The following is a 21820-nucleotide window of genomic DNA, read 5'->3' on the forward strand; positions in this document are numbered from 1 at the left end:
TTTTATTCTTGTCCTTTTTTAGTGATAGTTCATATTAATTCAATTTCATCATTTTTGCATTTATAGCCACTATAACTGTACTAAGACTCATTAATGCAGCCCCAACAGCTGGGCTCAAAATAACTCCTACTCCATATAATACCCCCGCTGCCAATGGGATCGCTATTGCATTATATCCAGTAGCCCAGAAGAGGTTTTGAACCATCTTTTTATGGGTTAAATTTGATAAATCAAATATTTTTAAAATTGATTTTGGATCACTTTTAGATAAAATCAAATCGGCACTTTCCATTGCAACGTCGGTTCCTGCACCAATAGCTATTCCTAAATCAGCTTCTGTTAATGCTGGAGCATCGTTTATTCCATCTCCGACCATAGCTACTTTGTAATCTTTTTTCAACTCTTTGATCTTCTCTGATTTTTGATCCGGTAAAACTTCTGAAAAGTATCCATCTAAATCTAACTGATCAGCCACATTTTTAGCGACTTTTTCATTATCTCCTGTTAACATGTATGTTTTAATACCTTTGTTTTTTAAACTTAGTATAGTTTCTTTAGAGGTTTCTCTTATTTTATCTTCAAGGCCTATAACTCCTATTACATTTTCATCTTTTATTACGAATATAGAAGTCATCCCTTTTTCAAAAATATCTTTTAATTTATTATCGTCATATTTCATGTTATTATCGTCTACATATTTTTGACTTACTAATTTGTAATCTGTGTTATCTATTTTTGCTTTTGTTCCTTTACCAGGAATGGCTTTAAAATTTTTTATTTTATAAGAGTCTATATTATTTTCTTTTGCGAAATTAACCACTGCTTGTGCTATAGGATGTTCAGATTCACTTTCAATAGATGATGATATTTTAATTATTTCTTCATTAGAAAAATTTTCAAAAGGAATTATTTTGCTAACTTCAAAAACACCTTCTGTCAATGTCCCTGTTTTATCAAAAACTATTGCATTGATTTTTCTTGCTTCTTCATATTGTGTTCTTTTCCTTATTATTACACCGTTTTTTGCTGCAAGAGACGTTGAGTTTGCTATTACTAAAGGAACTGCTAATCCAAGAGCATGCGGACATGTAATGATCATGACGGTAACCATTCTCTCAAGAGAAAATACAAAATCTTTTCCAATTAAAAGCCAGGTAATTAAAGTTATGAAACCTGTCGTTAAAGCTATTATTGTAAGCCAAAAGGCGGCTTTATCTGCAAAATTTTGGGCTTTTGATTTAGAGTTTTGAGATTTTTTAACCATCTCAATAACTTGAGAGAGGTAGGTATCTTCCCCTGTTTTAGAAATTTTTACTTTTAATGAACCATCAGTATTTATTGAACCACCAATAACCTCATCATCTTTGCTTTTATAAACAGGTTTTGATTCACCAGTAATCATAGATTCGTTTATATTCGTTTCTCCTTCATAGATAATTCCATCTGAAGGTATTTTTTCTCCTGGTTTAACGAGTATTTTATCATCTTTTTTTAATTCTGTAGTTTTTACTTCTTTAGTTCCTTCTTCCGTAATTAAGTGGGCATCAGATGGAATGAGTTTCATCAGTTTTTCGAGAGCTTTTGAAGCTCCTTGCACTGATCTCATCTCTATCCAATGACCTACAAGCATTATATCTATTAGTGTTACCAATTCCCAATAAAATGTTTTTCCAGGGAGTCCAAATGACACAGCTGAACTATATACAAATGCTACCGTAATAGCCACTGCAATCAAAGTCATCATACCTGGTTTTTTATCTGACAATTCGTAGAAAGAACCTTTTAGAAAAGGCCATCCTCCATAAAAGTAAATAAAAGCAGATAATGAAAATATAACTAAATAATCAAAATTGAAGCTAATTGAGTAACCAAATAGGTCTTGAAAAAATGGAGCTAATATCACAACTGGAATTGTGATTATTGTTGAAATGAAAAATCGTATCTTAAAATCTCTAATCATCTTTTCGTGATCCATATTCATACCTCCTTAATAAATTCATCCCCATACCGGGGGTTGTTTATATGATAAAATTTATGTGTTAATTTTCAATTAAAAAATAATTAAGATAAAAATTCAAAAATTAACTAAAAAATAATGTTTTCATATTATTATATAATATATTGATTTTAAAAACAAAGGGGGTTATTTTTATGGGGGTTTTAAGTTTTTTTGTTTCTTATTTTCTTGGAGCTATTCCTTTTAGCTATTTATTGCCAAAAATGTTGAAAGATATTGATGTTAGAAACCTTGGTAGCCATAATGTAGGAACATCAAATGCAGTTTATACAAGTGGTATGAAAGTGGGATTATTGTGTTTTTTGGGGGACTTTTCTAAAGGTTATTTAGCTTATTATTTAGCTTCAAATGTTTTTGGATTAGATGGTTGGATGTTGATTTTTTCATCATTAGCTGCAGTTATAGGACATAACTGGAATATATTTTTAAAATTCAAAGGCGGGAAAGGTATGGCAACAGCTTGGGGAGTTATTTTTGCATCTAATTATATTGCCGGATTATTATTCTTATTATACGCAACAATCATAACTCTTTCAACAAAGTACATTTCTATGGGAACAATTTTTGGAATTACTTTAGTATGGGTAACTTCGTTTTTCCCAATTTTTGATTTCAACTCAATTCTTATAGTTTCTTTGATTTTGATAATTATTCCAAAACACCTTGAAAATTTCAAAAAAATAAAAAATGGTACTGAATATAAAATAAACGAAAGAATGTAAAAAATAAAAATAATTACAGACCTCAGGGTCTGTTTTTTTTTATTTTACAAATCAGTTATAATTATTAAAAGGCTGAATTAGCTTAAGGGGATATGATGAGGATAAGGTCTATATTATTTTTAATTTTAATACTTTTAACTATTATATTATTTGTAACTTCATTTAACAATAATTTAGGTGAAGAATTTTTAAAAATGGGAGCTTTTTAATAAAAAATGAGGGTGATTAGTTGTGAAAAAATTTGTGCTTATTGTAGCTTTAGTTTTAACTACTTTGAAGATTTTTTCTATAAAAATAGGAGTATATGATAACCCCCCCTATGTTAAAAATGAGAATGAAGGTATAATTGTAGAGCTGTTAGATTATATCGAAGAGAATTATAATATAGACATAGAAATAGTTATGGGGACTCAACCTGGATTAATAGAAAAACTAAAATCTGGAGAAATTGATGCCATTACTCCTTTGGGAGAAACCGAACAAAGAAAGAAATATGGGGTTTTTAATAACACATATTTTTTTACTGAGTGGGGAGTAGCTTATACAAAAGAGAATCTAAATATTTCAACTTTTCAAGAATTAGAGGGTAAAACAATTGCAGTTATGGATACAGATATCTATTATGAAGGTGAGTACGGATTAAAGAATATAACTGATAATTTCGGGATAGAAGTATATTTTATAGAATACGATAGTTATAGAGAGGCTTTAAACTCAGTAGAAGAGGGAGTTAATGATGTAGCAGTTGTTAACAGGCTCTACGATGTTAGTGGTTATAACAATCTAAAAAGATCCAACATACTTTTTTCTCCTTTGGTATATAAAATCCTCTTTAGAAAAGATTTACCAGAAGTTCAATCTATTGTTAATACGTTTGATAAGGCTTTAACCGATTTGCTAACACAGAACGATTCCTTTTACTATGAAATATTGGATAGATATACGGTATCTCAACAAACAGTACTACCAGACTCTTTTGTAAGGAATTTAATAATATTTTTAACAATACTGTTTTTAGTGATTTTAGGGCTATATCTTTTAATTGTATATATGAGAAAAACCATAAAGAGAAAAACAAAAGAATCTAATCAGCTAAATAAAAAGCTTTTTCAAATGATTGATTTAGTTTCGAAAATAGGTTCTGAAGAAATTGAAATTGATGAATTTTATTCAGACTTGCTTAATGGCACAATAGAAATAATTGATGAAGCAGAAAATGGCTCTATATCGTTGTTCGATCACGACAAATGGATTTATCTAACTTCATATGGGCACGACAAAGAAAAACTTATGAGCATGGAATTAAAAAAAGATTATAGGCTACCTGTAAATGGAACAGAAGTCTTTACTTTTGAAGAGGTTTTTGATATAGATCAAAAACTTATGCCAGAAGAAGTGAGAAAAAACTTTGAGAAAAATACAGTCCCCTTTAAACAAATGATGGTTTCAAGAGTAAAAATAAATGAAAATACATCGATGGATTTTTCTATAGAAATTCCAGAAGATTCGGATAAAGAGTTTAGTGATGAAAGCAAAATAATTTTCAATTCTTTGGTGTCATTATCTAAATCGTTCATGTCGAACAAAATCAATTTCGATACAGCAAGAAATGCTTATTTTAATTTTGCAAAAAAATTATCCACAGTTGCTGAAGAATTTGATGATGAAACAGGAGAACATATACATAGAGTGGGTGAACTGTCAGCTTTTATTGCTGAAAAGTTGGGTATGACACAGAGTTATATTAAAGATATAAGAGAATTTGCCCCATTACACGATATTGGGAAAATATTCATACCAAAAGAGATACTAAAAAAACCAGGGAAACTTTCTCCCAATGAGTGGAAAATAGTTAAAAAACACACATCTTTTTCTTACAAACTCTTGGGAGAAGACGAATATTTCAAAATGGCTTTGAACATATCTCTTTACCACCACGAAAAATATCGTGGGGGAGGGTATCCTTTTAATGTTGAAGGGGATAAAATACCTTTAGAAGCTCAAATAGTTAGTATTGTTGATGTTTATGATGCTTTGAGATCAAAAAGAGCGTATAAACCAAGTTTTACTCATGAGAAAGCATTGAACATAATATTAAATGGTGATAAAAGGACAAAACCAGAAGATTTCAACCCAAAAGTGTTAGAAGTGTTTAAAAATTATTCTGACGAAATAAAAGAGTTATATGATAAATTTTAATAAAAAAGGGGGATATCCCCCTTTTTTTTGATGTTATAATAGAAGAAAAAGAATATGGAGGTTTTTAAATGAAAAAAGAAGAACTTATTAAAAAAGGTGATTTTGAATATTCAAAAGGAAGAATTGAAAAAGCCATAGAATATTACGAGAAGGCTTTAAAAAAAGATCATCTCTCATTTGAAATAAACTCTAAATTGGGAACTATGAGGATGAGTATAAGAGATTATAATGGAGCGATAAAGGCTTATAGAAAAGCCATTAAATCTAATCCAGACAATTCTCAAATATATTTTTTTATGGGTAATGCTTATCAAGCGATGGGAAGGATAAGCGAGGCTATAAGAACATATGAAGATTTGTTAAAAAAATTGGATTATGATCAATATGGTTTCTGGAGTATTCTTTCTGAGTTATACAAAGAAAACGATGAAAATGGGAAAGCAAAGAAATTATATGAAAAAAAACTGAAACAAGCTCAAATATCTACAGAAGAACATCCGGAAGATCCAGAATCATATCACAAGATGGCAATTGTTAGAAGGTATGAAGGAAATCATAAAAAAGCTGTAGAAAATCTTGAAAAAGCGATTGAGTTAAACAATACAGAACCAATATATTATTCAGAAATAGTAGATTCTTTGATTAATTTATCAGATTTAGACCAAGAAAAAGCAAAAGATGACCCCTATATTCAAAAGGCTATTTCCATATTAAAAAACGCAATAGTAAATTTGGAGAATTCTAAAAAAGTTTATGAAGAGTTGTCGAATATATACTTGATGTCAAATCAAAACGAAAAAGCAGCTGAAACATTGAAAGAATTGTTGGATAAATATCCAGATCATGAAGATGTATACTATAGATATCACAATATTTTGGATAAAAATCTGGAGGACTATGATGAAATAATAAATACTTATTCAAAGTTATATGAAAAGTATCCAGAAAATCCCAAGATAATTTATTGCCTTATAAATGGTTACCTTAGAAAAGAAAATTATGATAAAGCCCAAGAAATTGCTGAAAAATCAGTAGAACAAGAAACTGCAAATCATATGGTTATATTTTCTTTGGGCTACATACATGAAGAAAAGAATAATGTTGAAAAAGCTGAAAAGTTCTATAATTTAGCCATAAAAGAAAATCCATTCTTTTTCGATGCCTACTTTAAACTCATGCTTTTCTACAACAAATTAAATGAAAAAGGCAAAATGAAAGAGATTGTTGAGAAAATGAAAAAAGTTGGACCGATGATAAAAGACCCGGTCTTAAAGAAAAGATTCGATGAAATGATTAAAAATTCTCCAGTTTAAAACCACCTTTATTAAAAGTTTTTAATATATTGTTTTTTAATATAATATTAATATTGTAAGTTTATGCTTAACTTTTGATTAAGAGTTTATTATGAAGAGTGAATCATCTCTCAATAAATACGCAGAGCCTCGATATAATCGAGGTTTTATTATTGTTTGTTTGTTATATAATTCTCAACTATGTGAATTATAAAGAATAAATGAGAATTTAATATATATTTAATAATAATCATCTATAATCAAATTAGAATAGGTTTGGTTAATGATTTTGTAAGCGTTAAAATAACCATTGTGGATTTTAAATCGCATTATTTTTATATTCTAATGGAGGTGTTTTATAGATGAATTCTTTTGAAGAGAGAGAAATTGAAGAATTGATTATAGGCTATAACAATGATATACATGACCCGAATGTTTCTTCAGCAGAGATAGTTAACAAATATTTTTTCAAGAATGTGTGTGAAAAGTCATTTAATGTCTATACAAAATGGCTTTGTAAAGATAGATTCAACAAAAATCCAAGAATTAGAAATTTAAGTGTATCCAATATTAGGAGTATAAACAAAGAAGTATTTGCACCAGATGAAATAGAAGAAGAGGTATATGCCAATTTGTCTTACGAAATAAAAAGAGACGATATGGATTGGACAGAAGTGCGCGGCAATACTATGGTTTTGAAAATAAATGGAAGATGGTATTACGCATTATTATCAGATATGAAATATGAAATTATGGCTTATCCAAGAAATTTTCAACTAAAATTTGAATATGTATGATAAAAAAGCAGCTATTCATTAAACTTTGAATAGCTGTTTTAATTTAATAACTTTATTTTATTTTACCAACAGGTGCAACATATACGGAAAATTCTTCATCACCATCTAATTCCAACAGTTTATCTAACTTTTCTTGAGAATAAGAACCAATAGCACAAGTCCCACAGCCTAAAACCTCTGCAGATAAATAAAGATTTTGGCAAACATGTCCTGCATCTAAAGCTATAACTTTGTGAGACAAGAAGGAATATCTCCATTCAGTCCTATATGGAACTACAGCCCAAACAAAAGTTACGGCTGAAGTTACTGTCATCCTTTGTTCTTGTGTAGCTTCAAACATCTCATCATCGAAATTGCCTTTTTTAACTGGGATTAACTTGTGTTTTAAAGCAGAATATCTGTATATTCCCATTTCGATATTCTCAACATTTCTAATATAAAGGTATGTTTCAAAAGGATGCCTCGCTCCCGCAGAAGGAACAGTCCTTAAAGTAGCATACCCATTTCTAATAACTCGTTCAACGCCTTGTGTTGACCATAGTAAAAAAGATAGTTCTTTTAAAGTCATAGTTTTATTTTTATAAGCTCTTCTACTTCTTCTTTTTTTGAGTAACTCTACATAATCGATTTTTTCTAAATCAAATTCTTCAACACGGATTAAATCAATTAACTCATTTTCATCTTCTATTTGTTTTTCTAATAGTGGTTGTTTAATTCCTTTTTGTTGATCTGTTTTTTCAACTGAAAATAATTCATTTCCCATAGTATCCCATGGCGACTTTAAAAAATTTCTGCCTTTCTCGATTAAATTTTTTATATCCATTGTATCCCCTCCATTTGTTAGCTAAGTTAATTATATCAAATATTTAATTTCATTTAAAATAAAAAAGCAGCCATTAAAATGGCTGCTAAATTATATTGCGGAGGTAAACCTCTTCTATGGTCCTTTATATCAAGTATGAGCTAACTATTAAATATATCTGTTCACTTCTAAATAAATATTTTTCATGTCCTCTACTCTGTTATAAGCTTCATAGAATGATTCAGCATGTCTATCTTTTTTATAATTTTCTATACCTCTAAACTTTTTAAACATATGAATCCCTCCTCGTATTAATGAAAAATCGTGAATTAAAAAATATTTTATATCCGACAAATTTCATCTAAATTATAAATCGTAGAGTAAACTCTATGTCAAGAAGCAAATCATATATTTTTATGTAAAAATTGAGTAAATACTGGAGTTAAGTTGATTAATATAGTCGGAATAAAAAAGATAAAAAATAAACCAGCAAAGCCTGCTTATTTAGATTCAGGTATTTTATAATTTTGTTTTCTGAAAATCTTCTCCAAAATTATTGCTGTTAAGATTATGAATGGTATTGAAGACAAGAGTCTAATAGCTGTGAATTTAATTCCTAATATAGTTGCTTCCATAACACTCATTGGAATCATAAAAAGTGAGGCTGCTGTTACATATGAAAAAATAGAACTGTAACTGGCTCCCTTATGGTATAAAGCATTTGCAACAGGAAAAGCCATAAATGTTCCTCCTACTGTTGTCGAAGCCAACAAAAAGGACCAAATATATTTTTTAAATCCAGATTTTTGTCCAAATCCTTTTTCAATAGTTTCTCTTTTCGCCCAGACATTGAAAAGACCTATTAAAACGAAAGCAGGAGGCAATATTAACAACATATCTTTAGCAAACAATAGAAAGTTATCCCAAGCTCTTATTCCAAAATCGAAGTCTATAATAAATGAAATAATAATGAAAAGTGCAAAACTCAAGGCTACAACTAAATTTATAAATTTTTTTCTTGTCATATTATCACCTCTCCATAAGAAATACCAGTTATAATAGCAATCATTCCAGCGACAAAAAATGCTCCAATATTCCTATAAATTGTGGCTTTCATTCCCATATACTCTTTTTCAACAGGGTAAGTAACCACACCAACAAGCATCAAAGAAGAGACAAAAGCAGCTACAACCATGTAAGGAATTCCTTTGCTAACCAATATTCCTGCTAAAGGATAAGCGATAAACCCAGGCATCATAGTGATTGAACCTATAATTAATGCTGAAATCATCCCTATAAAAATTGTATTTTGAGTTAAATAATCAATGATGAAATCTTCTGAAATCAATAAAACAAAAGCTATAATAATCAAAATCATCAAATAATTTGGCAATATTTTTAAAAATTTTTTTAAACCCATTTTCAATCCTTTAAAAGTTTTTTCTCTATCAAATATAAAAGAAAAAATTACTGCCAATCCAGCTACAATATATAACGCAACCATAAAAAATCACTCCTTATACCATACGGGGGTGGGGGATAGTTCGATAATAACTTATAATTTTGAATTAGATATAAACAACATGTAAAAATAATCTAAGGCATGAGATATAAAGTGAGAATTGGAAGAGAAGAAGGTTTACTAAACCTATCCGTTTCAAATATTTTGCAGGATAGATATGGTTTTTTATGGTTTGGAACACAGGGAGGTCTTGCAAAGTATGACGGTAAAGAGATAGAAATTTTTAGGACAGACCCTTTTTCAGAAAATGGTTTGGCACATAACTTAATTCAAACTATGTACTATGATTCTGAAAATCACGAGTTGTGGATTGGAACTTATCAAGGAGTTTCAAGATATTTTATTCATGAAGACCGATTTGTCAACTATACAGTAGAAAATACTAATTTGTCAAATTCAGTAGTTGTAGCTATTGAGAAAAAAGAAAACACTTTGTGGTTTGGTACTTTAAATGGTTTGAACAAATTAAACTTGATAAATGATGAAATAACTGCATATATGGTTCCTGGGGAAGTTGTTAGAGACTTACATTATGATTCGAAAGGTAGATTGCTTGTGGGTACTTATCAAGGCTTATACGACTTTAATGAAGAAAATGACAGTTTTGATAAAATAGAAATGGATCTTCCATCACCTTTTGTTATGGTGATTAAAGAGTTTGAAAAAAACATATTGACACTGGGTTTATGGGATGGAGGACTTTTTGAATATAATTTAGTAACAAACCAAACAAAAAATATTACTTTTGAAGATAACAGAGTTTATGCATTATATAAAACAAATGATGAAACAATATGGATAGGGACCTGGGGTGGCGGACTTTTTGCTTTAGACAAAGATGGTAAAGAATATCATTTCCCTGGTGAAAAAGAATCTGGAGACATCCCACATCCTGTTGTCTATTCATTATTTCAAGACAAAACTGGTATATTTTGGATAGGCACTAACGGTAATGGAATTGCGAAACTCAACCCAAGAAAATCGAATTATTTATTTCTTTCAAATAATCTACATGAAGATATAAAATTACCCCCAGGAAAGGTTAACTCCATTTTGAAAGACTCGAAAGGGTATTTATGGGTTGCTGTTTACAACTCTGGTATAAATAGGTACGATGAAGAAACCAACAAAATGATTCACTATACTTCTAATGGCAATAGTCAAAATTATATACCAAATAATTCCATAGTAAAAATATTTGAGACTAAAAGTGAAGAGCTTTTGTTATCTACTGGAAACGGTATATTTAAATACGATTATAAAAACAATTCTTTTGATAGGATGAATATTTTTCCTACCGGAACAATAATATATGCTATAGAGGAAGCCGATAAAGGAAATCTTTGGATAGGAACGTATTCAGAAGGCGCTTTCAAATATAATGTCAATACCGAAACACTAGTTCAATATAAATATGTAGAACATCAGGTTAGTGAATTAACAGACAACCTTGTTTTCGATATTTTAGTTGATTCAAAAGATAGGGTATGGATTGGAACAAACAATGGTTTGAACTTGTTAAAACCAGGTGCAAAAGAATTTAATTTTTTTAAAGAAGTTAAAGGTGACGAGAATCAATTAGCTGTTGATACTGTTCAAGCACTTTTTGAGGACTCAAGAGGGAATATTTGGATAGGGACTAACGGAGGCGGCGTTGCTATTTACAATGAAAATGGAACTTTCATGAACCTGTCTGAAAAAGAGGGTTTATCAAGTAATTTTATTAATGGTTTTGTAGAGGGTGAATCTGGGGATATTTGGATTAGTACAAATAATGGAATATCTATTGTAAATCCAGGAAACTTTGAAATAACAATTCTTACCCCAGGAGATGGCATTGGTGCATGGGAGTTTAGCTCTGGTAGATTCCAAGATGATGAAGGCAATTTATATTTTGGAAGCAATAAAGGAGTAACAAAAATCCCTGGGTCTTTCAAAGACAGAACCTTGCCAAAACCTGAAATTTACATAACAAATGTAGAGTTATTCCAAAAGCCAATAGAAAAAGACTATTCTTTTTTCAACGGAATGGAAAGAATTTTCTCTCATTACGAAAATTCACTATCTTTTAGATATTCAGCTTTAGATTATGATTCTCCAGAAAAAATCAAATATATGCACTATTTAAAAGGATTTGATAAAACATGGATCAACAGTGGAGAAAGAGATTATATCACTTATTCTAATTTACCATTTGGGAATTATGAATTCTTAGTTTATGCGAAAACAATGAGAGGGGTAATTTCAGATACAGTAAGCTTCAAATTTAAAATTGAAAAGCCTTGGTATAGAACGTACTTAGCTTATTTCATGTATATAATTTCTTTTTTGCTTGTGATATATGGCTTTTTCAAAGTTTGGGAAGCTCGGCTATTAAACGAGAAAAATTCTGAATTAGCGGATATGAATATTCAGCTTGAAACAGCTAATAAAAATTTAGAAGATCTTTCAATAACAGATTCATTAACGGGTGTTTATAATAGAAGGTATTTTGATAGCTTAATAGATGAATATTTGAATCTTTCTAAAAGAGGGAATGATAATATCTCTCTGATTATGATGGACTTAGATGACTTTAAAGAGATAAACGATACATATGGACATCTTGCTGGAGATTATATACTAAAAGATCTTGCAGAAGCTATAAAATCATCATTAAAAAGAAGCACTGATTACGTTTCAAGATATGGTGGAGATGAGTTTGTAATTTTACTCTATGATACCGACGAAGAAGGCACAAAGAAAATAGCAAATATGATAAAACATTCAGTTTCTAAGCTTAGAATAAGAAAAGATTTTACTAATAATAATGTAGAGATAACTGTTAGTATAGGAATATATAGTGCTGTGCCTGAAGTTGATACCAAAAAAGACGAAATAATTAAAAAAGCTGATAAGGCACTTTACTCAGCAAAAGAAAATGGTAAAAACCAAATACAGGTATATAAACAATAAAACAACCACATATGTGGTTGTTTTATTTTGGTGGTGGAGTCGATGGGACTTGAACCCACGGCCTCTACCGTGCCACGGTAGCGCTCTCCCAATTGAGCTACGACCCCAATTCTAAAATATTATATATCTATAATTTTTATTTGTCAATAGTAAAAATCACGAAGTGATTTTTGTTGGAAGAATGATGTTGAAGGTTGGAAGAAAAAAACATTGTTAAACGTCTAAAATAATACAAAAACCAACAACCTCCATCCTCCAACTAACAACAAAATAAATTGCAAAGCAATTTATTTTACAATTAATGTATAATGGTTATAGAATAAAACAAGAGGTGATTTAATGAGATACTTTGAATATTTGTTTTCAATAAATAAAAAAAATGAAGACGATTTAATAGAAGTTTTTTTCGATAACAATTTTAAAGATTATTATATCGATGAAGACATTAAAAATGGCATTACAACTTTAAAAATGTATATATCAGCAGAAGATCCAGATGAAAAATTTGTTAATATTTTAATGGAAAAGTTTAGGTTAGAGCTGCTATCAAAAGAATTGGTTATGGAAAGGGAGTGGCTTAGAACATGGCTAGACACCCTTTCACCTTTTGAACTTATAGAAGGTATTTGGATAAACCCTTTTCCGGAAGAGCCTTTTGAAAAAGAAAATGCAGAAGTGTTACACATTGTACCCGGAAGTGCTTTTGGTACAGGGCTACACCCAACAACTAAACTTGCGTCAAAAATGTTGAAGAAAATTAATTTAAAAAATAAAACTGTTTTAGATATAGGCTGTGGAACTGGAATTTTATCTATGGTGTCAAAGTTAATGGGTGCGTCAGAAGTCAAAGGATATGACTATGATAAAATTGCAGTTGAAAAAGCGAGAGATACTGTGAGAATGAATAATATGGACATTAAAATAGGAGTTTCTGATTTTTTAAACGATGTGGAAGTTTATAAACCAGATGTTTTGGTATCTAACATGGTTGCTGAATTGTTGATAGATCTTATGAATCATAAAAATTTTGATAAATTTATAACTGAAAAAACAGAAATAATTTTTTCTGGAATCATTTCCCACAAAGAAAAAATAGTCATTGAAAAAGCTAAAGAAAAAGGCCTTGAACTCAAAGATAGAATGGAGGAGGATTCATGGAAAGCTTTGAAATTTCAGAAAAAAATCTAAAAATAATTGAAAAACAAATGGGAAGAAAAATGAGCAACAAAATGGAGGTATCTTCTTTTTGTAAATATGGTTATCCAACGACAATAAAAAATTATCCTATTATGAACAGGAAACCTTTTCCAACCATGTATTGGTTAACATGTCCATATTTAAACGAAGAAATATCTCGGCTGGAATCCCAAAATTTTATAGATAAAATACAAAATAAAATAGATGAAAACGAAGAGATGTTACATGAATTGAAAAATGCACATAAAAGTGAAATAAAACATAGGTTGGACATAATAAAAGACGAAATAGAAGAACTTCCATATCCAATGCAAAAAGCTCTTAAAGAAAAAGGCATTGGCGGTATTTCTGATTTTAAATATGTAAAATGTTTACATTTACATTTTGCTTCATATATTTCTGGTAATGACAACCCAATTGGCAGAGAAGTAGATCAACTATTGGAAAAAAGGTATTGCAATAGTTGCGTATGTTGTGATTTTGAAAAATAAGGAATGATTTTAATGATTAAAAGAGATGTGATAAAAAAAGTACCAAGAAAACCTGGTGTATATATCTTTAAAAACAGCAAGGGTCAACCGATTTATGTCGGTAAGGCAAAAAATCTTAAAAGCAGACTTTCTTCATATTTTAACCCGTCAAATCAATTAAAATACGAAAAAGTTTTGAGTATAATAAAAAATGCTGAATATTTGGACTATTTACTTGCTTCGAGCGAGGATGAAGCATTCATCCTTGAAGCAAATATGATTTATACACATAAACCAAAATACAACATCCTTTTGAAAGATACAAGAGTGTATCCATATATTCTTATAACAGACGAAAAATATCCTACAATTAAATACGTGAGAACAAAAAAAGAGGCAAAGGGTAAGTATTTTGGGCCTTATCCAAATGTTAGATTTGTAAAAGATGTTATAGAAGTTCTTCAAAGGGTTTATAAAGTGAGAAGTTGTGATAGAAATATGGATAAAAAATCAAAACCTTGCTTTTTATACCATTTGGGCATGTGTTATGGACCTTGCTACAAAGATGTTGACCTTAAATTATATAGAGATTCTGTTAATGAAGTTTTGGAATTTCTCAACGGAAGAGTTGAAAAAGTCAAATCCTATCTTGAAAAAGCCATGAAAGAATATTCAGATATTTTGAATTTTGAAAAAGCTGCTCAAATGAGAGATACACACAAAAAGTTGGACAAGCTTTTTGTGAAGTTGGGAGTGGAATTCAAAACAAATAGAAACATAGACGTAATCATGTACGAAGAGCCTATATTCTTATTACTGAAAATTAGGTCGGGTTACATGGTTTCTAAGCTAACATTTACTTTGGATAGTACTTTAGAAGAGTTTCTTCACCAATTTTATGTAGTTAGAAAAAATGAAGTTCCTTCAAACATATATACTATGTATGATGAAGAAATATCGCCTCAAATACAATCATACCTTAAAAAAAATGGTATGAAATCAATGATGAAAATGAGTAGAAATTCCACAATTTTCAAATTTGGATTTAAAAATTTAGACGATGAGATTAAAAGATATACGGACCTTGGTAATACTTTGAAACAAGCAAAAGATATTTTAAATCTAAAGAAAGTTCCAAAAAAGATAGAGGGAATAGATATCTCACATCTCCAAGGTTTATACACTGTTGCATCATTGGTAAATTTTGAAGATGGAAAGCCAAACAAAGAAGGGTATCGAAGGTATAGGTTGGATGAATTCAAAGAACCAAATGATTTTGAAAGTATAAGAACTGTTGTTAGGAGAAGGTATAAAAAACACGATCTTCCAGATTTGTTGTTTATTGATGGAGGAAAAGGACAAGTTAATTCAGCTGTTCAAGCTTTAGAAGAACTCGGATATGATTTGAAAGATGTCGACGTTGTGGGTATTGCGAAAGAAGACGAAAGAGTCGTTTTCCCAGGAGAAATGCCTGATCTACATTTGAATTTGGATAATCCAGTATTAAGACTTTTAATTTTTGTAAGAGATGAAACCCACAGGTTCGCAATAGGTTTTAATAGGCAGCTTAGATCAAAAAGATATGAAAAAACAAAATTAGACGAGGTCCCAGGAATAGGGCCAAAAAGAAAAAAACAGTTGATAAATGAATATGGCAGCTTGAACAACATTTTAAAAGCTCCAACAGAGGAAATAGCTAAAGTAATAAACAGCGAAAAGGTTGCTAAGAAGATCAAACAAGTATTGGGGGAAAAATAATGAAAGATGAATTTATTTTAGATGGTGCAAGCTACTTAAAAAAATACAAAGATAAAATAGCAGATGAATTCGATCATTTTTACTCAGTTTGGGTATATGATAAGTACGAAAAATTTCCAGTTCTTTCTTATTTTACAGATCAAGAAGGAAGGGTTATAAGAGCTCTTACACCAGAAACTCCAAGCAAGGTAATGAGTAGCTTATACCCAAAACAAGTTGAATATGAAAATGAACTGAAAGAGGAGTACAAGAAAATAGCCGAAGAAAAAGGCTTTGTAGTTGAACCTATAGTGAAATCATCTATTGTGCAATCACCTTTTAAAGTATGTGCTTACAAATTATCTGGTGACGAGAGACTCATAAAAAAGCTTCTTTTCTCTGAAAAAATAAAAGGTCTAAACTACTTTTCTTTAAGTGAAAAAATAACTGATGAAATTTTTGAATTCATCTTAAACAATTACAAAAAGTATGACGAAGGTATATTTTATTTCCCTTATATGAACGAGATACACCTTTTTATGAAATTGCCAGAAGGGGTCCCAACTGAATGGAAATCTCTTTATATAGATATAGCCCGAGTGTTAAAAACAAAACTTATAGAAAAATATGATTTTGTTGAAAGTTCATATAAATTACCTGAAATGGGAATAAAAGATCATGCGTTATGTGTTTTAAAAATTCCTACAAATAAAATTTTGGATCTTGATTTTAAAAATATTTACCAACAATTTTTAAAAAAAATAGAAAAACAGATAGAGGAGATAAGATCTCTCGAAATATGAGGTGAGTTCAAATGGCTAAAATAAAAGTGGAAAACAACAATTTAGAAACTATTGAAACGAAGAGGGGTCAAGTGAGATTTAACAAAATGACCACACCTGGTTCAGTTGTTTTCGATTTATTTTTTGGTACTTTAAATATAATAATCTCTGTTATAATAATGTCTTTATCCGTGGTTGTTTACTTGTTTAAAGATGAAATACAGAGTGTAATAGGAGATCAGTTTGCATTAAACACTATGCCCCTATTTTATATAACTATTCCAATTCTTTTATTTGGTATTTTACTGCATATCTACTCCATTGAAAGAATAGCCCAAAGGTTTTACAAAATTTATGGACTTGTAATATTTGCTTTGGGGTTTATAAGCTTGGGTATAATAATATTTATGATTTTTAAATACTCTATAAACTGGCTTGGAATAAGCGTTTTTGGGAATACATCTTTAGGACATAACTATTTGTTCTATTTTCCATCTATATTGTATATTGTTTATTCTATTTTTATAATTTATTATTCCTTAATAATGATGAGAAGGTAAAAGAATGAAAATAGCTATGATATTCGGTACCAGACCTGAGGCAATTAAAATGGCACCTTTGTATAAACAAATGAAAAAAGAGAATATTGAAGTTGAAATAATATCAACAGGCCAGCATAAAGAAATGCTGAATCAAGTTTTCGAAATTTTTGATATAAAACCTGATTTTGATCTCAAAATTATGAGACATGATCAAAGTTTAGAAGAATTATCATCTGCTTTGATAAATAAAATAAGCCCAATATTAAAACAAAAAGAGTATGACTATATTTTTGTTCATGGGGATACAACGACTACTTTTATTGCCAGTCTTTGTGGTTTTTACAGTAAAATTCCAGTTTGCCATGTAGAAGCAGGATTGAGAACCAACGATATTTATTACCCATTCCCTGAAGAAATGAACAGAAAATTAGTTGGAACAATTGCAATGTATCACTTTGCTCCAACGGTTTTAGCAAAAGATAACCTCTTAAAAGAAGGCATTAAAGAAGATCAAATACTTATAACTGGAAATACCGTGGTGGACGCTTTAAATTGGATAATCAAAAATAAAAAATTAGAAATAAAAAATATACAAAAACAGTTTGGCCTGGAAGACAAAAAGTATATTCTTTTAACTCTTCACAGAAGAGAAAATCAGGGCGAAGTAATGATGAAAATATTATCTGGTATAAAAAAATATTTATCCGAAAATAAAGAATACCATTTAATATATCCAGTGCATCTAAACCCTAATGTCAGAAAAATAGTTAAAGAAGAATTGCAAAATGTTGAAAGGGTTATTCTTACAGACCCCCTTTCGTACATCGAATTTGTGTCTTTGATGGAAGGTAGTCATTATATAATGACAGATTCTGGTGGACTACAAGAAGAAGCGCCACATATAGGCAAGCCAGTCTTGGTTTTAAGAAATGAAACAGAAAGACCAGAAGCTATAAGATCAGGAGTTGCTGAATTAGTTGGGACAGATCCAGATAAAATATATAAATCTATGAAAACTCTCAATACAGCTAAATACGACGACATGTCAGAATCAAAAAATCCTTTTGGTGATGGCAATGCTTCAAAACGAATAACAAATTTTATTAAAAATAAAAAGGTTAACAACTTCCTCGTTTAATAACCCCTTACTTAATATGGCATTAAAATTAAAAATAATTATCTGATATAATCGAAAAAAGAAGACTTATGGGGGAAAGATATGAATAAAGAAGATAAATATCTAAATATTATAGGGCTACTCATAAGATTAAGTTTGTTTTTTGCCTTATTTTTCAGTGTTTATATTGAATATCAATTTTTTCAAAGTGAATTAATAAAAAATTTTATATTATTAAGCATCCTTTTTATAAACGATTTGGTAAGATATATAAAATTCAAAAATAATAGAATATACAACATGGTTTCTTTGCTTGTTTCTATAGCACTTAGTTATTATTTGATAGTTTATGTAAATTACGAGCTTTTCGTCTACATATTTTTAACTCTTTATGAAATAACAACTTTTTTAAAGAAAAAAACCTTTTTATTCTATTTCTTTTTGCATTTATCGGCATACATACTCATTTGGTTTAACGTTTATTATGTACCAGTTTCTTCGGAAAATTCAAACGAAAAATTAGCAATAGATTTGTTGACCAACGTTTTTATTTATTTGGTAGTGTTTTTTGTGATCTATTTAATCAAGAGAATTAATTACGAAAGAAACCAAGTCCTTGAACTTAACCAAAAACTCATAAAAACTAATTCGAAATTATCAAAATCTTTGGTAGAAATAGAAAAATTGACAATAACAAAAGAAAGAAACAGAGTTGCCCAAGAAATACACGACTCTCTGGGGCATTCAATAACTGGTTTAATAATGCATTTAGATTATTTGGAAAAAATAAATCAAAAAAAGCCAGAAGAAAATGAAAAAGTTATAAAAAAGTGTCAAGATTTATCTCGAAATGCAATGCAAGATTTGAGAAAAGCTGTTTTTGCGTTAAAAGAAAATGATGAAATGAATTCTTTGCATGAATCTGTAAAAGAGCTGATAAAAAATTTGGAAAATGAATCGATAAATATAATCTATAATAAGAAGGGTATGATTGAAAAAATACCCCCTGAACTTAAATTTATTACATACAGAATAATTCAAGAGTTGATAACAAATAGCATTAAACATGGAAAAGCAAGTGAAATTCGCCTTGAGCTGATAAACGATAAAAACTCGCAAAACTTTTACATTCTTGAGTCAGACAATGGAGTAGGATCAGACGAGATAATAGTTGGAAATGGTTTAAAAGGTATAGAAGATAGAATAAGAACTTTTAATGGAGATCTAACTATAAAAACAAAAAAGAATAAGGGTTTTAACATAAAGATATCGGTACCAATCGGAGGAATTGAAAATGATAAAAGTTATGTTGGTGGATGATCAAGATCTCATTAGAGAAGGAATAAAAATGATCTTGAGTTTGTGTGAAGAAATAGAAGTTGTGGATGAAGCCGCTAATGGCAAAGAAGCTTTTGAAAAAGTGAAAAAGAATAAAGATATTGACGTGATACTGATGGATATAAAAATGCCAGAAATGAACGGGGTTGAAGCTACAAAAAAAATAAAAGAATTGGAAAATTCTCCAAAAGTTGTGATATTGACAACCTTCAAAGATGATGAATATCTTTTTGAAGCTCTTAAAAATGGTGCAGATGGTTATATTTTAAAGGATGTTAAATCAGATGAAATAGTAGAAGCAATAAAAACAGTATATTCTGGAAACATGTTATTACGTTCAGAAATGGCAGAAAAAATTCTTAAATTCATAAACGGAATAAACAAAGAAGAAAAGAAAAAAGAAGTTTCAATATCTGGGCCATACGAATCATTAACACAAAGAGAAGTTGAAATAGCCGTTTTAATATCAGAGGGAAAATCAAACAAAGAAATAAGCGAAACTTTGTATATAACAGAAGGCACAGTAAAAAATCATTTAACAAGAATATTAGCTAAATTACAACTTAGAGACAGAACACAATTGGCTTTGTATGTTAACAAGCACACTAATTAATAGGTGGTTCTTAAATGAAAAAAACATTAATTGTATTTTTTATAATTCTATCTATATTAACATTGTCTGAAGACTTTAGATTTTATAGAGAATACGAATTAAACAATTCAACAGATAAGAATATAAAAGTAGAAATGCTCGTTTCAAATATAATATTTGATTATTCAGCTAAAAACGAGATACAGATAAGATATAAAAATACATTAAATGAATTTCCAAATATAAACATGAATAAATATGTCAATAATACAAATATATCAGAAGATTTTATTGATTCATATAAAACTTTTTCGCTATTCAAAAGGTTGGCTTTAGGGAAAGACACCTTTGTAAAAAATTGGAATGGAGAAGGTGAATATAAATTTCTTATTGGTTATCCATTAGAAGAAGCAATATTGATAAATAATAAAGGATATATTGATTTAAAAAATATAAATATTAGAAAAAATCTAAGAGTGATAAATTTTATTGGTAACAGTTATTTAAAAAATATTACATCAAAAAACCTGCAAATAGAAAACAAAATGGGAAAGATAGATATAACAAATATATTTGTTGAAAATAAAACCTCTATTGTAAATGAAACTGGGAATATATCTATATCCAATCATGGAAATTTGATAAATGATCTCGAAATAAATTCCGAATATTCTTTGATAAGTCTTCAAGGAATAGATGCAAGGAAAATTGAGGTAAGTAATAAAAAAGGAAGAATAGATATGATAATAAAAAATGTTGAAAATCTCAATATTGATATGGAAAAGGGAAACATATTTCTTAAATTATATGGAGATGATTTCAACTTAGATATTGAAACAAAAAATGGTGACATAAGAGTCTTCGGAGAAGAAAAAGATGATAAATATAAAAGTTCAAATCAAAATAATACAAACAACATAAAAGTTCGATTAGATACAGGAAATATTTATATAGACGATATATCCTATATTAATTAATTACTATCGTAATTATAATACATGACAAAAGTCATTAAAAATCCAGAAGAGTTTTGTATATTATATAAATATACCTCAACCCTCTGAGATATATTCCCTAAATTAAGATGACTTATAAAACAAGAGCGGACATAGTCTGCTCTTGTTTTGATTTTATAGTAGAAAAATTCGATAATTTTCTCGTAATTTTAGTTTTTATTATGTTTTTTCGAAAAAATAACAACAAAAATAACTAATAAATTTCAAACAAAAATCGATTAACAATAAGTTGTAATTTTATTTACCGTACGTTCATTGACTTTGAACCCCCAAAGTGGTACAATATAACTCGGCTTTCGAGAGAAAGAAGAAGAAAGAGGAAAGCTCTTTGACAAGTGGATAGAGGCCAAGCCAAGGAAGAAAAGGAACAAGGAAGAAGACAGTGAAAGACTGAGAAGACAGGAAAAGGACTGGAAGAAGGGTTTGATCCTGGCTCAGGGTGAACGCTGGCGGCGCGCCTAACACATGCAAGTCGAACGGAGAAAGGGGAGCTTGCTCCTTGAGTATCAGTGGCGAACGGGTGAGTAATACGTAGGGACCTACCTCACGGACAGGGATAGCTACTGGAAACGGTAGGTAAGACCGGATAATATCGAGAGATAAAAGCAGAGAAGCGCCGGGAGAGGGGCCTACGACCCATCAGGTAGTTGGTAGGGTAAAAGCCTACCAAGCCGACGACGGGTAGCCGATGTGAGAGCATGATCGGCCACAAGGGAACTGAGA

19 protein-coding genes, 1 tRNA gene and 1 rRNA gene are annotated in these 21820 nt (G+C 29.8%); 15 read left to right on the forward strand and 6 right to left on the reverse strand.

Translation table 11 applies throughout. The features are described from left to right. Positions 1–34: 34 nt before the first annotated feature. Entirely contained in the window at positions 35–1975 is a 1941-nt protein-coding gene (locus BLS00_RS09450; RefSeq protein WP_091405337.1) for a copper-translocating P-type ATPase, read from the reverse strand. Between the two features lie 176 nt (positions 1976–2151). On the opposite strand from BLS00_RS09450, the gene plsY reads away from it, so the two are divergent. The 4 genes from plsY to BLS00_RS09470 all read left to right on the forward strand — a co-directional run bounded on the left by plsY (position 2152) and on the right by BLS00_RS09470 (position 7027). Next, positions 2152–2739, forward strand: a complete 588-nt coding sequence (gene plsY, locus BLS00_RS09455; protein ID WP_091405340.1) for a glycerol-3-phosphate 1-O-acyltransferase PlsY — start codon at positions 2152–2154, stop codon at positions 2737–2739. Positions 2740–2970: 231 nt separating this feature from the next. Beyond that, the gene (locus BLS00_RS09460; RefSeq protein ID WP_091405343.1) at positions 2971–4938 is read left to right on the forward strand and encodes an HD domain-containing phosphohydrolase; all 1968 of its coding nucleotides are present in this window, start codon (positions 2971–2973) and stop codon (positions 4936–4938) included. Positions 4939–5006: 68 nt separating this feature from the next. Then, a complete protein-coding gene (locus BLS00_RS09465; protein ID WP_091405345.1) occupies positions 5007–6251 on the forward strand; it encodes a tetratricopeptide repeat protein in 1245 nt (414 codons plus the stop codon). A gap of 341 nt (positions 6252–6592) precedes the next feature. Further along, the gene (locus tag BLS00_RS09470) at positions 6593–7027 is read left to right on the forward strand and encodes a hypothetical protein (RefSeq protein ID WP_091405348.1); all 435 of its coding nucleotides are present in this window, start codon (positions 6593–6595) and stop codon (positions 7025–7027) included. A 52-nt stretch (positions 7028–7079) separates the two neighbouring features. Here the strand turns inward: BLS00_RS09470 and BLS00_RS09475 are convergent, their stop codons facing one another. The 4 genes from BLS00_RS09475 to BLS00_RS09485 form a co-directional block, all read right to left on the reverse strand. After that, positions 7080–7850 (reverse strand): SagB/ThcOx family dehydrogenase, encoded by a 771-nt coding sequence (locus tag BLS00_RS09475; protein ID WP_091405349.1) that lies wholly within the window; start codon positions 7848–7850, stop codon positions 7080–7082. A 147-nt stretch (positions 7851–7997) separates the two neighbouring features. Next, positions 7998–8123, reverse strand: coding sequence for a hypothetical protein (locus BLS00_RS10855; RefSeq protein WP_259700019.1), 126 nt, complete (start codon positions 8121–8123; stop codon positions 7998–8000). Between the two features lie 206 nt (positions 8124–8329). Next, on the reverse strand, positions 8330–8854 hold the full coding sequence (locus BLS00_RS09480) for a permease (RefSeq protein WP_091405352.1): 525 nt from the start codon (positions 8852–8854) through the stop codon (positions 8330–8332). After that, the gene (locus BLS00_RS09485; RefSeq protein WP_091405354.1) at positions 8851–9333 is read right to left on the reverse strand and encodes a hypothetical protein; all 483 of its coding nucleotides are present in this window, start codon (positions 9331–9333) and stop codon (positions 8851–8853) included. The genes BLS00_RS09480 and BLS00_RS09485 overlap by 4 nt, the downstream gene beginning before the upstream one ends. Positions 9334–9432: 99 nt before the next feature. Here BLS00_RS09485 and BLS00_RS09490 point away from each other — a divergent pair, with 99 nt between their 5' ends. Next, positions 9433–12306: a ligand-binding sensor domain-containing protein gene (locus tag BLS00_RS09490; protein ID WP_091405356.1), complete on the forward strand. Its 2874-nt coding sequence runs from the start codon at positions 9433–9435 to the stop codon at positions 12304–12306. Positions 12307–12337: 31 nt separating this feature from the next. On the opposite strand, the gene BLS00_RS09495 is transcribed toward BLS00_RS09490, so the two are convergent. Then, a tRNA-Ala gene (locus BLS00_RS09495) sits at positions 12338–12413 on the reverse strand. Between the two features lie 232 nt (positions 12414–12645). Here BLS00_RS09495 and BLS00_RS09500 point away from each other — a divergent pair. The 10 genes from BLS00_RS09500 to BLS00_RS09545 all read left to right on the forward strand — a co-directional run. Continuing rightward, positions 12646–13494 (forward strand): 50S ribosomal protein L11 methyltransferase, encoded by an 849-nt coding sequence (locus BLS00_RS09500; RefSeq protein WP_091405359.1) that lies wholly within the window; start codon positions 12646–12648, stop codon positions 13492–13494. Beyond that, positions 13461–13994 (forward strand): DUF501 domain-containing protein, encoded by a 534-nt coding sequence (locus BLS00_RS09505; protein WP_091405361.1) that lies wholly within the window; start codon positions 13461–13463, stop codon positions 13992–13994. Before BLS00_RS09500 ends, BLS00_RS09505 begins: the two co-directional genes overlap by 34 nt. A 3-nt stretch (positions 13995–13997) precedes the next feature. Beyond that, positions 13998–15731, forward strand: coding sequence for an excinuclease ABC subunit UvrC (gene uvrC / locus BLS00_RS09510; RefSeq protein ID WP_244885751.1), 1734 nt, complete (start codon positions 13998–14000; stop codon positions 15729–15731). Further along, positions 15731–16513: a DUF4895 domain-containing protein gene (locus tag BLS00_RS09515; protein ID WP_091405366.1), complete on the forward strand. Its 783-nt coding sequence runs from the start codon at positions 15731–15733 to the stop codon at positions 16511–16513. The genes uvrC and BLS00_RS09515 overlap by 1 nt, the downstream gene beginning before the upstream one ends. An 11-nt stretch (positions 16514–16524) precedes the next feature. After that, positions 16525–17052 carry a hypothetical protein gene (locus BLS00_RS09520; RefSeq protein WP_091405368.1) on the forward strand — a complete coding sequence of 176 codons (528 nt, stop codon included), beginning with the start codon at positions 16525–16527 and terminating at the stop codon, positions 17050–17052. A 4-nt stretch (positions 17053–17056) separates the two neighbouring features. After that, positions 17057–18172: a non-hydrolyzing UDP-N-acetylglucosamine 2-epimerase gene (wecB, locus tag BLS00_RS09525; protein WP_091405370.1), complete on the forward strand. Its 1116-nt coding sequence runs from the start codon at positions 17057–17059 to the stop codon at positions 18170–18172. 81 nt (positions 18173–18253) lie between these two features. Further along, entirely contained in the window at positions 18254–19471 is a 1218-nt protein-coding gene (locus BLS00_RS09530) for a sensor histidine kinase (RefSeq protein WP_091405372.1), read from the forward strand. Beyond that, positions 19446–20102, forward strand: coding sequence for a response regulator (locus BLS00_RS09535; protein WP_091405375.1), 657 nt, complete (start codon positions 19446–19448; stop codon positions 20100–20102). Before BLS00_RS09530 ends, BLS00_RS09535 begins: the two co-directional genes overlap by 26 nt. 14 nt (positions 20103–20116) lie before the next feature. Next, the gene (locus BLS00_RS09540) at positions 20117–21058 is read left to right on the forward strand and encodes a DUF4097 family beta strand repeat-containing protein (protein WP_091405379.1); all 942 of its coding nucleotides are present in this window, start codon (positions 20117–20119) and stop codon (positions 21056–21058) included. A 450-nt stretch (positions 21059–21508) separates the two neighbouring features. Then, a 16S ribosomal RNA gene (locus BLS00_RS09545) occupies positions 21509–21820 on the forward strand; the annotation flags it as partial.

The sequence above is a fragment of the Geotoga petraea genome, assembly GCF_900102615.1.
Classification (GTDB): domain Bacteria; phylum Thermotogota; class Thermotogae; order Petrotogales; family Petrotogaceae; genus Geotoga; species Geotoga petraea.

What these genes read in the sequence shown, in the direction of transcription:
- BLS00_RS09450 (WP_091405337.1), bottom strand. Translation starts at nt 1,975, where the DNA reads ATGGATCACGAAAAGATGATTAGAGATTTTAAGATACGATTTTTCATT.
- plsY (WP_091405340.1), top strand. Translation starts at nt 2,152, where the DNA reads ATGGGGGTTTTAAGTTTTTTTGTTTCTTATTTTCTTGGAGCTATTCCT.
- BLS00_RS09465 (WP_091405345.1), top strand. Translation starts at nt 5,007, where the DNA reads ATGAAAAAAGAAGAACTTATTAAAAAAGGTGATTTTGAATATTCAAAA.
- BLS00_RS09470 (WP_091405348.1), top strand. Translation starts at nt 6,593, where the DNA reads ATGAATTCTTTTGAAGAGAGAGAAATTGAAGAATTGATTATAGGCTAT.
- BLS00_RS09475 (WP_091405349.1), bottom strand. Translation starts at nt 7,850, where the DNA reads ATGGATATAAAAAATTTAATCGAGAAAGGCAGAAATTTTTTAAAGTCG.
- BLS00_RS10855 (WP_259700019.1), bottom strand. Translation starts at nt 8,123, where the DNA reads ATGTTTAAAAAGTTTAGAGGTATAGAAAATTATAAAAAAGATAGACAT.
- BLS00_RS09480 (WP_091405352.1), bottom strand. Translation starts at nt 8,854, where the DNA reads ATGACAAGAAAAAAATTTATAAATTTAGTTGTAGCCTTGAGTTTTGCA.
- BLS00_RS09485 (WP_091405354.1), bottom strand. Translation starts at nt 9,333, where the DNA reads ATGGTTGCGTTATATATTGTAGCTGGATTGGCAGTAATTTTTTCTTTT.
- BLS00_RS09490 (WP_091405356.1), top strand. Translation starts at nt 9,433, where the DNA reads ATGAGATATAAAGTGAGAATTGGAAGAGAAGAAGGTTTACTAAACCTA.
- BLS00_RS09500 (WP_091405359.1), top strand. Translation starts at nt 12,646, where the DNA reads ATGAGATACTTTGAATATTTGTTTTCAATAAATAAAAAAAATGAAGAC.
- BLS00_RS09505 (WP_091405361.1), top strand. Translation starts at nt 13,461, where the DNA reads ATGGAAAGCTTTGAAATTTCAGAAAAAAATCTAAAAATAATTGAAAAA.
- uvrC (WP_244885751.1), top strand. Translation starts at nt 13,998, where the DNA reads ATGATTTTAATGATTAAAAGAGATGTGATAAAAAAAGTACCAAGAAAA.
- BLS00_RS09515 (WP_091405366.1), top strand. Translation starts at nt 15,731, where the DNA reads ATGAAAGATGAATTTATTTTAGATGGTGCAAGCTACTTAAAAAAATAC.
- BLS00_RS09520 (WP_091405368.1), top strand. Translation starts at nt 16,525, where the DNA reads ATGGCTAAAATAAAAGTGGAAAACAACAATTTAGAAACTATTGAAACG.
- wecB (WP_091405370.1), top strand. Translation starts at nt 17,057, where the DNA reads ATGAAAATAGCTATGATATTCGGTACCAGACCTGAGGCAATTAAAATG.
- BLS00_RS09530 (WP_091405372.1), top strand. Translation starts at nt 18,254, where the DNA reads ATGAATAAAGAAGATAAATATCTAAATATTATAGGGCTACTCATAAGA.
- BLS00_RS09535 (WP_091405375.1), top strand. Translation starts at nt 19,446, where the DNA reads ATGATAAAAGTTATGTTGGTGGATGATCAAGATCTCATTAGAGAAGGA.
- BLS00_RS09540 (WP_091405379.1), top strand. Translation starts at nt 20,117, where the DNA reads ATGAAAAAAACATTAATTGTATTTTTTATAATTCTATCTATATTAACA.